13 protein-coding genes are annotated in these 12251 nt (G+C 49.2%); all 13 read left to right on the forward strand.

All coding sequences use genetic code 11. The annotated features are described in order from the left end of the window. The first annotated feature begins 129 nt into the window (after nt 1-129). The 13 genes from E5358_RS13350 to porM all read left to right on the forward strand — a co-directional run bounded on the left by E5358_RS13350 (nt 130) and on the right by porM (nt 12151). Nucleotides 130-576, forward strand: coding sequence for a hypothetical protein (locus E5358_RS13350; protein WP_135940676.1), 447 nt, complete (start codon nt 130-132; stop codon nt 574-576). A 108-nt stretch (nt 577-684) separates the two neighbouring features. Beyond that, nucleotides 685-906, forward strand: a complete 222-nt coding sequence (locus E5358_RS13355; protein WP_135940677.1) for a DUF2795 domain-containing protein — start codon at nt 685-687, stop codon at nt 904-906. Between the two features lie 116 nt (nt 907-1022). After that, entirely contained in the window at nt 1023-1727 is a 705-nt protein-coding gene (locus tag E5358_RS13360; protein ID WP_135940678.1) for a hypothetical protein, read from the forward strand. A 48-nt stretch (nt 1728-1775) separates the two neighbouring features. Next, nucleotides 1776-3926 (forward strand): M3 family metallopeptidase, encoded by a 2151-nt coding sequence (locus E5358_RS13365; RefSeq protein WP_135940679.1) that lies wholly within the window; start codon nt 1776-1778, stop codon nt 3924-3926. 171 nt (nt 3927-4097) lie between these two features. Continuing rightward, nucleotides 4098-4463, forward strand: a complete 366-nt coding sequence (locus E5358_RS13370) for a glycosyltransferase (protein WP_135940680.1) — start codon at nt 4098-4100, stop codon at nt 4461-4463. Nucleotides 4464-4495: 32 nt separating this feature from the next. Then, nucleotides 4496-4846, forward strand: a complete 351-nt coding sequence (locus E5358_RS13375; RefSeq protein ID WP_135940681.1) for a glycosyltransferase family protein — start codon at nt 4496-4498, stop codon at nt 4844-4846. After that, entirely contained in the window at nt 4843-5853 is a 1011-nt protein-coding gene (locus tag E5358_RS13380) for a glycosyltransferase family 2 protein (RefSeq protein ID WP_135940682.1), read from the forward strand. Before E5358_RS13375 ends, E5358_RS13380 begins: the two co-directional genes overlap by 4 nt. A gap of 223 nt (nt 5854-6076) precedes the next feature. Further along, a complete protein-coding gene (locus tag E5358_RS13385) occupies nt 6077-6277 on the forward strand; it encodes a hypothetical protein (protein WP_135940683.1) in 201 nt (66 codons plus the stop codon). 127 nt (nt 6278-6404) lie between these two features. Continuing rightward, entirely contained in the window at nt 6405-6593 is a 189-nt protein-coding gene (locus E5358_RS13390) for a DUF2335 domain-containing protein (RefSeq protein WP_168354680.1), read from the forward strand. Nucleotides 6594-7265: 672 nt separating this feature from the next. Continuing rightward, nucleotides 7266-8183 carry a PorP/SprF family type IX secretion system membrane protein gene (locus E5358_RS13395; protein ID WP_277821309.1) on the forward strand — a complete coding sequence of 306 codons (918 nt, stop codon included), beginning with the start codon at nt 7266-7268 and terminating at the stop codon, nt 8181-8183. A 68-nt stretch (nt 8184-8251) separates the two neighbouring features. Then, complete coding sequence (gene porK / locus E5358_RS13400) at nt 8252-9676, forward strand: T9SS ring complex lipoprotein PorK/GldK (RefSeq protein ID WP_422121087.1); 1425 nt, start codon at nt 8252-8254, stop codon at nt 9674-9676. Between the two features lie 100 nt (nt 9677-9776). Next, nucleotides 9777-10595, forward strand: a complete 819-nt coding sequence (gene porL / locus E5358_RS13405) for a type IX secretion system motor protein PorL/GldL (protein WP_135940686.1) — start codon at nt 9777-9779, stop codon at nt 10593-10595. Between the two features lie 5 nt (nt 10596-10600). Then, nucleotides 10601-12151 carry a type IX secretion system motor protein PorM/GldM gene (gene porM, locus E5358_RS13410; RefSeq protein WP_135940687.1) on the forward strand — a complete coding sequence of 517 codons (1551 nt, stop codon included), beginning with the start codon at nt 10601-10603 and terminating at the stop codon, nt 12149-12151. Nucleotides 12152-12251 lie beyond the last annotated feature (100 nt).

Raw genomic sequence — 12251 nt, forward strand, 5'->3', positions numbered from 1 at the left:
GCCTGCGCCGATGGTACTGCACTGCAATGCGGGAGAGTAGGAGGCCGCCTTCTTTAACAGAAAGGTTCCCCCGCTGACTGAAAGGTCGGCGGGGGAATTCTTTTATGCGTTACCAAACAAATAGAATCCGTGACTATAAAGGAATACATAAGCAGAGTTGGCAAGTCCCGTGGCTTCGGAATACAATCGCCTTGGGCTTACAGGTTCGTGACCGAAGTTATCGGGGAGTGCTGTCCTTATTATGCTTATGAAGAGATAGACAGGAGATGCCATACAAAGCGCGAGAGGAAGTTCCAGAAGCTCCTTTTGCGTATAAGCAACTTTGTATATCCCGCTTCCATGGAACTTATAGATGTGTATAATGTCGAGAAAGAGCTCTCATCTGCGGTAGAGAAAGCCACATGTAAGGGTGTAATCATCATTGAGGGGATAAACAAAGACAAATGTACAAAAGAGTTTTGGACAAAGGTCAAGGAGGATGACCGTATAGGTGTTACATTCGATTGTTATTACTTCGGAATATGCTTTCTGGACAAGGAAATGTATAAACAACATTACAAACTGAACTTTTTTTGATAAAAAGTGTAACAATGTTTGCAGGATTCGAATAATAATAGTATTTTTGCGCGCGAATACGGCGAACCGTATAAAACAACATTATCAAACCTAACAAAGATATAGGATATGTATTGGACACTTGAACTCGCGTCAAAACTTGAAGACGCACCATGGCCGGCAACAAAGGATGAGCTCCTTGACTATGCCACACGTACAGGATTGCCTTTAGAGGTCATCGAGAACCTTGAAGAAATAGAAGACGAAGGTGATGTCTATGACACCATCGAAGACCTTTGGCCTGACTATCCACAGAAGGATGACTTCCTTTGGGACGAAGAGGAGTATTAAATGGATTTTCTTTGTGAATATTATTGCATATAGTTATTTGATGATTCACATTGTATGAATATGGATTGTCACAATGCTATATGCAATAATCCTTTTAAATAAACTCATTATTACACATGAAAAGAATCAAGTATGCATTATTTCTATGCTTGACATTATTGGCAGTCTCATGTTCGGATAGTGATGACGACACGTCTGTTGAGTTAAATCCCGGCACAGACGGAGCCTATACCGGCTTCTTCGATGATAGCTATAGGTTGTCGCCATACGAGGAAAAAGATAATCTTAGAGCTGTGAGAGAGCATTTCAAGTTTACGTGTTCAATGTCTTCAGAGGAAGATAATGAAACATTTGAAGTTACTGATGTCTTATCTCGTGCTCGGTACGACCTTGTATTGAATGGGTCATCAGCAACCCTGACAATAACGAAGGCACGAATTGTGGAACACAAATATTGTTATGTTGTAGGAATAACCTACACTTACGAGCCAGGAACTTATGAGTTTGATTTTAATGGACAGCATTTTGTCGCAAATGTCTTGAGTGATGTAATAATGCTCAATGGCAGAAGGTGTGTAGACTTGAAAAATTACCAACAGACTACCAGTATTGTAAAAGAAACAGGTGTTGGTTGGGTAAATGGAAATGAAAGCACATACTCAATAAATGACTACACGTTGAATGTCAGCGACACCCAAGACGGAGGCAAAATACTATCTAACGGTACAACCATATTCCAACTTACAAAACTGTCCGGCGGCTACGAGTTTCGCCAGATAGAGCCGGAAAGCAAACCCCTTGTTACGTTAGCCAGACAATAATGTTATTATGACAGAGAAATTATACAGATAATAAAAACAACATCATTAATGAAGAAAACAGCAGTATTTCTTATGCTTGCGACAGCGGCGGTTCTGCCGGGATGCAAGTCACAGGAGACAGCCGAGGACATCAAAACCTCAGAGGAGATGACCGCAAACGTGCAGAACAATCCGCTGATGAAGAAGAGCGGAAACAAACACGGCATAGAATCGTTTGACAAAATCACAGTCAACGACTACCGTGATGCCGCAAACGTCGGTATGCGCAAGGAGAAAGAGCGCATCAATGCCATAGTTGCCAACACAGCAGCACCGACTTTCGAGAACACAATCAATGCCATGGATAAGGCAGGTGCGGAGCTTGACCGCGCCCTTATGACGTTCAGTCCGCTCTCCAGCAGCAACTCCACAGCCGAATTGCGTGACCTCCAAAAGGAACTTTCACCGTTGCTCTCCGCACACAGCGATGACATCTACATGAACCGCCAACTCTTCGATAAGGTGAAGAAAGTCTATGACGAGATGGACTCCACCGTCTTGACCCACGAGCAGATGAAGGCAACAGAGAAAATCTACAAGGCGTTCCTCCGCAGCGGTGCCAACCTTTCAGATGCCGACCAGCAGAAACTGCGCGAGCTGAACCAGAAAATCTCCGCCCTGCAGATACAGTTCTCACAGAACCTTCTTGCAGAGACCAACAACACATACGTCACCGTTGACCGCCTTTCCGACCTCGAAGGGCTGCCGGAATCCAACATCCAGCGTGCCGCACAGATGGCGGAGGAACAGGGCGCAAAGGGCAAATGGATGTTCAACATGCAGCGTGCCTCCTGCAATCCGGTTCTGCAGTACTGCAAGAACCGTGAACTGCGCCGTAAGGTCTATGAGGCATATTGCAATCGTGGCAACCAAGCTAACGACCGCAACAACAAGGAAATCTCCGCCGAACTTGTGCGTCTCCGCCTTGAACGCGCCCATCTCATGGGCTTCAAGACCAGCGCAGCGCAGATTCTCGACACACGTATGGCAAAGACTCCCGAGGCAGTCTACAATCTTCTTGACCAGATTTGGACTCCTGCCGTGAAGAAAGCCAATGAGGAAATCGAGGACATCCGCACCGAGATGAAGAAGGATGGACTCACTTGTGAGCCTGAAGGTTGGGATTACATGTACTACAGCGAGCGTGCGAGAAAGGCGAAATTCAATTTCGATGAGGAAAAACTCTCCGAATATCTTGAGATAAACAACGTGCTGAAAGGCGTGTTCTACACAGCCAACAAGCTCTATGGTGTGACCTTCAAGGACGTTACGGCAGAGCTGCCCGTCTACGAGAAGACCGCCAACGCATGGGAAGTCTACGACCGCGACTCAACTCTCCTTGCCGTTTTCTACAGCGACTACTATCCACGCGACGGCAAAGGAGCAGGCGCATGGTGCACATCGTTCCGCGGACAGCAGTATGACGGCGACAAGCGCGTGGAGCCTATCGTGGTCAATGTGTGCAGCATGACACCTCCATCGGCAGACCGCCCTGCGCTCCAGTCCATAGACAACGTGGAGACAATGTTCCATGAGTTCGGCCATGCCCTCCATTCCTTCATGCGCGATGTCCACTATAACGCCGTGAGCGGTGTGGAGCGCGATTTCGTCGAGCTTCCTTCCCAGATCAACGAGCACTGGGCGTTCGCACCGGAAGTGCTTGCCGTCTATGCCAAGCACTACAAAACAGGCGAGCCGATGCCTAAGGAACTCCTTGACAAGTACAGCTCCTGCAGCAAGTACGGTCAGGGCTTCGCCACAGTGGAGTATCTCGCTGCATCCTATGTTGACATGGATCTCCACGTTCTTGAGGATGTCCCTGCCGACCTCGATGTTATGGCGTTCGAGGCACAGAAGCTCTCCGAGCGCGGCATACCTCGTCAGATTCGCCCACGCTACAGTGTGACAAACTTCAAGCACACCATGGGTGGCGGCTACACAGCCGGCTACTACAGCTACATTTGGGCGGAAGTCCTTGACTGTGACGCCTTCGACGCTTTCGTTGAGACCGGCGACATCTTCAATCAGGATGTGGCAGCCCGTTTCCGCAAGTACATCCTCACTCCGGGCGGCATTGACGACGGCATGACCATGTACCGCAACTTCCGCGGTGCCGACCCGAAGATTGACGGTCTGCTGCGCAAGCGCGGATTGAAATAAAAGCCATGAAAAAGTGGCTGTTGCAAATTAATCTATGGATAACAGTTGGAGAATGTTTCTGTGTAAAGATACAGTTATTCCATACAACTCCCACATATTTTAATATGCAGCAGCTGCTTTTTCTTGTATGAAAATTAATCTCAGACGAATGAAATGAAAATATCTGTCTGCATGGCAACCTATAATGGTGCCAAGTACCTAAGGGAGCAGGTTGACTCCATACTGAATCAGGATTTGACAAAGTATCCTGATGCGGAACTGGAGCTGTTAGTTTCCGATGACCTTTCCACTGACGATACGGTTAAAATCCTTGAGTCATACAATGACAGCAGGATAAAAATCTATCATCACACGGATAAGGACAAGCACAGGCATAAGTATGCGCGACCGTTTTTCCTCAGTACGGCGAACTTCGGGCATGCCATGTCAAAAGCCACAGGAGACTATATCTTTCTGTCCGACCAGGATGATGTCTGGCTGCCGTTGAAGGTCTCCAAAACGCTTGACTTGCTTCAAGAAAATAAGGGGGGGGGGTAGCGGCGACCGCCTTCGATGTAGTCACTGACAGTATGAAGATATTCGGCTCTATGGAATATCAGAAAGAACCGCGGTGGCGGCTTAAGCGTAAGTATCAGCTCTATGGCTTTTGTTGCGGTTTCACACGACGGGAACTTGAACTTTTCCTGCCTATGCCGGACATTCCGCATCATGACAATTTCATAATGTTAGTGGCATCCTTCCGTCAGAATTTTTCCTTTACTTCCGAGCATCTTGCATTGCATCGTTATACAGGCGTGCATAATGTCTCTTCTAAGGAGGATGACTCTCCGTTTCTCGTCCGCAACTACTATCGGGCGAAAATGGTAATCATAGCTTACATGCGCTATTTGAAAGGACTTATAAAAGACACATTGCGATGAAGGAAACAGAGAAGAGAACACGACCGGCAGTATCGGTACTCGTTCCGGTCTATGGAGTAGAAAAGTATATAGAGCGATGCGCTCGCTCGTTGTTCTGCCAGACAATGGCAGATGTGGAGTTTGTTTTTGTCAACGATTGCACTCCGGACAAGAGCGTCGAAGTGCTGAGAGAGGTCATGCGTGAGTACCCTGATGTCAATGCGCGCATTGTCGAACACGCGACGAACAAAGGACTGTCTTGTGCACGCCGGACAGCAATGGACAATGCCACCGGTGAATATTGGATACACTGTGACAGTGATGACTGGGTGGAACCTGATTACTGCGAGAAGCTCTATAATACCGCTGTGACAGAAAATGCCGACATTGCCTGCTGCAATGTCATAATGGAATGGGGGGGGTACGGTGGCAAAGCCACGTATGACTATGAATATGAGACAATTAAAGATACGCTTTCGCCGAAACATGTCGGTGGCATAAATGGTGCAGTATGGAACAAATTGGTGCGTGCTTCCATATACAAAGACAATGGAATAGTGCCATGGCAGGGAATATCAGCCTGGGAAGATGTGTTTCTCACGACACGGCTCCGTGTGATGGCGCATAAGATAGTTATTGTCAAGGATGCACTCTACCACTACAACAACATCAATAACACTTCCATGACGAAGACATTCTCCTTGTCAGCGTACAAAGAAAGAATTGCCGGAACAAGAATGCTGGAGGCATTCTTCAAGGAGAAAGGTATAGAGAGAACGGAGGAACTGATAAAGTACATGAAAGTGAAGTCCAGATTAGGGCTTATGTTCAGTGCTACGGAAGATGCCGTGCGGACATGGAAGACTGCTTTCCCCGAAAGCACAAACTACATCTGGAGCACTCCTAATGTCCGCTTTCCCGAGAAAGTCCTTGGCTGGCTTCTGTCCGTGTTGCCTGTGCCGTTAGGTGTGTGCCTGTTAAGAATTGCGCATAAAGTCTCCGGTCGCCATTTTTGTGACGGGAAATGAGTATGTCAACAAGGTTATTCGTATTTGTTTTTTCCCAATTTGCATATAGCTGAGAGATAACTGCTTTTTGGCAGATTTGTTTCACAATGCTTTTGCAACATTTATCAAAAGGGATAGAAATGTAATCCATTATTATACGAAAAAGTCCGCAAATATACAAACTTTGCGGACTTTTTACTATATTTGCAGCATTATTTATTAAGGCAGATTAAAATTTAAGGTTATGAGAAAGGTATGTATAATAAGACGAGGAATGGCGAAATCCATGATTTCGGGGTTCTCTTCGTTAGGCAATATAAGTGGAACGAGAGTATCGTTCCATGGCTATATGCGTGGCAACAATCTCAATGACCTGCGGAAAGATTGGGAGATTGTTGGTGCTGATATGCGTAAATCCATGCGTAACCTCCTAATTGTAAAATAATATGGCAGAGGAATTTACAGACAACAATGCTGCTGACAATAAGCCTGCTTCCGTACTTCAGCTTGAGGAGGTGCTGGAATCAATTCCTGAGTAGCAACGTACTCAGATAAAGGCGGCTTTCTATGCCTTGGAACAAAAGGTCTATAGCGGTCCGCTTCCTGCTCCGGAAGATTTCGCACAATATGAAAAGACTCTGCCGGGTGCAACAGATTGTATATTAAGGATGACTGAACGCCAGATAGAGTACAGGATAAAGCAAGAGGACAAGATTATTGACGGAAAGTTGAAAATGGCTGCTCGCGGGCAATATTTATGAGCTGCATTGGTAGTGTTTTTCGGTCTTATAGCGTTGTTCTTAGGTTACAAAGGGCATGATTGGTTGGCTGGAATTGTTTTTGCCACAACGGTAATAAGTGTTGGGGGTGTGTTCGTATTGAACAAGAAGCCTAATGGTGATGCACCAAAGCAGGATAGTCAGGATATAGTATAATAATGATTTTCAAGACAATATGATTGTGAAAGTCCGCTATCTACAAAAGGTAGTGGACTTTTTGTTTGCCATTATGTGAGTGCGGGATATGCCTTTTGCCGGTGCTGTTAAAGCCGTTCCTTGCCTCTTTGTGATGTATGGGTAATCAATAATGGGGAAACTGTTTTGCATAAGGTAACCTTTCACACCATAAAAGGTAACCTTTTACCATGTCAATCGTTACCTTTCGTATGGCAAAAGGTAACGATTTGCAGGACGCCTTTTTATCTTTTCTGTTGTTTGTGGTTATTGTGTTGATAGTCAATGAATTGTGCAGGTTTGTTTGCCTTTGTGCTGGAGATAACCCTGCCGTGACACTTTCCTGAGTCGTTTTTCTGTTCTCTCAAGGTAAGGAAAATGCGGTCAAGATGCGATTATACGAACAAAAATGTGGGCAAGAAGACAATAATCAATATAATACTTCGTTATAATGTTGTGGTGTATCGTCTGAAAATAGCAATGATTCTTGTGGCAATGGCTTTCCCGGTGGGAGCCAGAGCGCAGTATGACGTGCTTTTCAGCCACTATTTCGACATGGAGACGAGTTTCAACCCTGCCGCAGCTGGCAAGGAGACGAAACTGAACATCACGGGAGCCTACGCCATGGACATGGCAGGCTTCGAGCATAATCCGCAGACAGCCTATGTCGCTGCCGACATGCCGTTCCTCATCGGGAGGAGCAAGCACGGTGTCGGGGTGCAATTTCTGAACGACAAGCTTGGCTTGTTCAACCACATGCGCATCTCAGCCCAGTATGCCTACAAGCACAAACTCTTTGGCGGCGAACTGAGCATCGGCGTGCAGGGAGGGCTGCTTTCCGAGAAATTCTCGCGTGACGGGCTTGACCTCGAGGAGAGTGCCGACCCCGCTTTCCCGACAAGTGATGTCAATGGCTCAGGTGTGGATGTGTCCGCCGGATTGTACTACACGCTGAAGAGTTTCTACGTCGGTGTCTCGGCGCTGCATCTGACAGCACCCACGGTGCATCTTGGGGAGGCCAACGAACTGAAGATAGACCGCTCCTACTATGCCACGGCAGGCTATACGTTCCAATTGCGCAACCCGCTGCTGTGCCTGAAAACCTCCGCCATAGGCAGGACTGACGGCGTCATGTACCGCGCGGATGTCACGGCGCGCCTGGTCTACACCAGTGAGAAGCGCAGCTTCTATGGCGGTCTGTCCTACAGTCCGACAAACTCCGTGACGGCACTCCTCGGCATGCAGCTGCGCGGCGTGAATGTCGGCTACAGCTATGAGTATTACACGAATGGCATAAACCCCGGCAACGGCTCCCACGAACTGTTCGTCGGCTACCGTATGAACCTCAATCTCGGCAAGAAAGGCAAGAACCTGCACAAGGCTGTCCGCATACTTTGATGCGGCAAATGAACAAGGAACAAAAACAATCGATTATGAAAAGACTATATATATTAATGTGTTGTGCCATGGCGGTGATGCTCTCCGCCTGTATGGGCAGCAAGAAGATGTCATCCGCAGGGCAAGGCGGAGAAGTCATTGGTGTCGGCGGAGGGCGTCCGTTCTCTGAGCCGGTGCCTTACGGCATGACGCTCGTTAAGCGGGGATTCCTTAAGATGGGTCTTGAGAAGCAGGACAGTCTGTGGGGAAAGAAGATGCCGGTGAAGGAAATCAGTGTTGACGGTTTCTGGATGGATGAGACGGAGGTGAGCAATTCCAAGTACAAGCAGTTTGTGCAGTGGGTGCGCGACTCCATTCTGCGCACACGCCTTGCCGACCCTGCATACGGAGGTGACGAGAGCTATATGATTACCGAGGACAAGGAGGGCAATGCCGTTACGCCGCATCTTAACTGGAAGAAGCAGCTGCCGAGGAAGCCTAACGAGGATGAGCAGCGTGCCATAGAGTCCCTGTACACATACAACCCGGTGACAGGGGAGAAGATGCTTGACGCAAGCCAGATGAACTACCGCTATGAGATTTACGACTATACGGCTGCCGCATTGCGCCGTAACCGTCTTAATCCGGCAGAGCGCAATCTGAACACCGACATCACTGTCAATCCGGACGAGGTTGTCATGATTTCCAAGGATACGGCCTACATCGATGATGAAGGACGCATTGTCCGCGAGACCATCAACCGTCAGCTGACTGGACCGTGGGATTTCCTCAACACATATATTGTGAATATCTACCCGGACACCACCTGTTGGGTCAACGATTTCAAGAATGCGGACAACGAAATCTATCTCCGCAACTATTTCTCCAACCCTACTTACAACGATTATCCTGTCGTCGGAGTGACATGGGAGCAGGCAAACGCCTTCTGTGCATGGCGCACGGAGTACCTGCTGAAGGGGCTCGGCCCTCAGGCACGCTATGTCCAGCGCTACCGTCTGCCGACAGAGGCGGAGTGGGAGTATGCCGCACGTGGCAAGGACGGTACAGAGTTCCCTTGGAACGAAGTGGACACAAAGAGCGAAAGCGGATGCTTCTATGCCAATTTCAAGCCTGAAAAGGGCAATTATGTTGAGGACGGAAACCTCATAACCTCACGTGTCGGCAGCTATGGCGCCAACAGTCACGGACTGTTCGACATGGCGGGCAATGTTGCGGAATGGACTTCTACGGTCTATACCGAGGCGGGTGTGACGGCCATGAACGACCTTAACCCGCAGCTTGAGTACAATGCGGCGAAGGAAGACCCATACCGCCTGAAGAAAAAGTCCGTCCGCGGCGGCTCATGGAAAGACCCGGAGTCGTTCATACGCTCGGCATGGCGCTCTTGGGAGTACCAGAACCAGCCGCGCTCGTATGTCGGTTTCCGTTGCGTACGCTCACTTGCAAGCAGCAGCAATGCCACGAAAAAGCAGCAGAAGAGATATAAGAGATAATGTGCGGAGGTATCCGTAATCAGAGAACAGACATATCATAACAGAAACCTGCGCCACGGTTTGCATGGCATTCCGTGACGGATAGAATAGAAAAAGGACAATGGCAAAATACAGTAAATTCAATTTCGTATATCTGCTGCAGAAGTGGATGGACAGCGTAGCCGGACAGACATTCATGAACTATGCTTACTCTTGGGGCGCCTCTATCGTCATCCTTGGAACCCTGTTCAAGCTCACCCACCTGCCTGGAGCCAACCTCATGCTGTTCATCGGTATGGGTACGGAGGTGTTTGTGTTCTTCATCGCAGCCTTCGACCGTCCGTTTGACAAGACAGCGGAAGGTCGTGACCTTGCCACAGACTCACAGCTTGCGGCGGAACGTGCCGAGGAGGAGAATGCCGGCGAAGAAGAAAGCTCAGTTGAAGCAGCACCTTCCGTGGCAGGCGGCACTATCATCTTCGGCGGTGGAACTGTCGGCGGAACAGTGGCGGGACAGCCATTGGCAGCCGAAACTCCTGCAAATGCACAGCCTGCGGGCACAGCCCCGGTCATTGTGGGTGGCGGAGTGGTCGGTGCACCTGCACCTGCTGTAACCCGGGAGACAGCCGAGGCTATGGAGGAAGCTACGACAACTTATGTCGATCGCCTGAACGAACTCAATGGACTGCTGCTGAAAGTGGGTGCGCAGAGTGAGCGTCTCACCACCGACTCTGAGGAGATGGAGAACCTTAACCGCACACTGACAGGCATCGCGCGTGTCTATGAGATGCAGTTGAAGTCGGCTTCACAGCAGATTACCACACAGGATGAAATCAACGACCAGACACGCCGACTCGCTCAGCAGATAGCCGATCTTAACGCTATCTATGCGAGAATGATTGAGGCAATGTCTGTGAATATGAATGTACAAGCTAAGTAACGACAATGGCTATAAAGAAGAATTACACCTCTCCTCGCCAGAAGATGATTAACCTCATGTACGTCGTCCTCATGGCAATGTTGGCGATGAACATCTCCAATGAGGTGCTTGAGGGGTTCAGCCTTGTCGATGAGAGCCTTAACCGTACCACAGAGAATGCGCAGAAGCAGAACCTCGCCATCTATAAGGACTTTGAGGAGCAGATGAAGGCTAACCCTCAGAAGGTCAGGGAGTGGTTTGCCAAGGCGCATTGGGTAAAGCAGATGAGTGACTCTTTGTACAATATGGCGCAGGAACTTAAGGTGGCTATTGTCAAAGAGGCGGACGGTGACGACGGCGATGTGGACAACATTGAGCGCGTGGATGACCTTGAGGCTGCCAACCAGGTGATGCTTTCGCCGGGAAGCGGCAAGGGACCGGCGTTGCGGAAAGCAATCGACGCTTACCGTGAGCGCATCCTCACACTCATAGCCGATGATAACCAGCGCAGGATTATCAGTGGGAACTTTGCCACAAAGATTACCGGAAAGTCCAATCCTTATAACAAGTCATGGGAGGAATACACCTTCGAGGGCATGCCTGTCGCTGCTGCCGTAACCATGCTCAGCAAGCTGCAGAACGACATCCGCTATGCGGAGGGTGAAGTGCTCCATACGCTTGTCAGCAATATCGATGTCAAGGACATCCGCGTCAACAAGCTCTCGGCATTCGTAATCCCTAACGCTCAGACCGTTGTCCGTGGCGACAAGTTCTCTGCAAAGATAGTCATGGCGGCGGTGGACACCACGCAGCAGCCGCGCATCTTTATCGGTGGGCGCGAGATGAACCTGCCGAACAACACCTATGAGTTCATTGCCGGAAAGACCGGCGATTTCACTCTCTCAGGCTATCTCACAATGCTCAATGGCAACGGTGAGACCGTACGCCGTGATTTTGAGCAGAAATACACTGTCGTAGACCCATCGGCGACAGTCAGTGCCGACCTCATGAACGTGCTCTATGCCGGCTATTCCAACCCTATAAGCATATCAGTTCCGGGCGTACCCCTCAACAAAGTCACTGCAACCATGACAGGCGGCACGCTCCAGCCTACAGGACCAGGCAAGTACATCGCACGCCCGGCAAGTGTGGGCAAGGATGTCACAATCACGGTGTCTTCCATGCAGACAGGCAAACCGCAGCAGATGGGGCAGTACACGTTCCATGTCCGCAAGCTGCCTGACCCTACTGCTTACATTCCTCTTGGCACAGACCGCTTCCGCGGAGGAGGATTGCCAAAGGCTACGCTCATGAATGCCGGCGGAATCCGTGCCGCGATAGACGACGGACTGCTTGACATTGAGTTCAAGGTCACAAGTTTTGAGGCTGTCTTCTTCGACAATATGGGCAACGCAGTGCCTATGGTAAGTTCCGGTGCGTCATTCTCCGCACGGCAGATTGACACGTTCCGCAAGCTCTCACGCAACAAGCGGTTCTACATCTCACGCATAACAGCGGTAGGACCTGACGGCATCTCGCGCAAGCTCCCTGCCTCTATGGAGGTGATTATCAAGTAAAGGAATGGAGAGTGTGACACGTTTCCTGCAATGGGAAAGCAATGCAGACCTCTTTGAATAATACAAACAGAACCTTCCCCGAAAGCGAATGATGACGGGG

The organism is Palleniella muris (assembly GCF_004792655.1).
In the GTDB taxonomy this organism is placed as follows: Bacteria; Bacteroidota; Bacteroidia; order Bacteroidales; family Bacteroidaceae; genus Prevotella; species Prevotella muris_A.

Bases quoted from the DNA above. Each gene is read 5' to 3' on its own strand.
- E5358_RS13355 (WP_135940677.1), top strand. From the start codon at position 685: ATGTATTGGACACTTGAACTCGCGTCAAAACTTGAAGACGCACCATGG.
- E5358_RS13360 (WP_135940678.1), top strand. From the start codon at position 1,023: ATGAAAAGAATCAAGTATGCATTATTTCTATGCTTGACATTATTGGCA.
- E5358_RS13365 (WP_135940679.1), top strand. From the start codon at position 1,776: ATGAAGAAAACAGCAGTATTTCTTATGCTTGCGACAGCGGCGGTTCTG.
- E5358_RS13370 (WP_135940680.1), top strand. From the start codon at position 4,098: ATGGCAACCTATAATGGTGCCAAGTACCTAAGGGAGCAGGTTGACTCC.
- E5358_RS13375 (WP_135940681.1), top strand. From the start codon at position 4,496: ATGAAGATATTCGGCTCTATGGAATATCAGAAAGAACCGCGGTGGCGG.
- E5358_RS13380 (WP_135940682.1), top strand. From the start codon at position 4,843: ATGAAGGAAACAGAGAAGAGAACACGACCGGCAGTATCGGTACTCGTT.
- E5358_RS13385 (WP_135940683.1), top strand. From the start codon at position 6,077: ATGAGAAAGGTATGTATAATAAGACGAGGAATGGCGAAATCCATGATT.
- E5358_RS13395 (WP_277821309.1), top strand. From the start codon at position 7,266: ATGATTCTTGTGGCAATGGCTTTCCCGGTGGGAGCCAGAGCGCAGTAT.
- porK (WP_422121087.1), top strand. From the start codon at position 8,252: ATGGCGGTGATGCTCTCCGCCTGTATGGGCAGCAAGAAGATGTCATCC.
- porL (WP_135940686.1), top strand. From the start codon at position 9,777: ATGGCAAAATACAGTAAATTCAATTTCGTATATCTGCTGCAGAAGTGG.
- porM (WP_135940687.1), top strand. From the start codon at position 10,601: ATGGCTATAAAGAAGAATTACACCTCTCCTCGCCAGAAGATGATTAAC.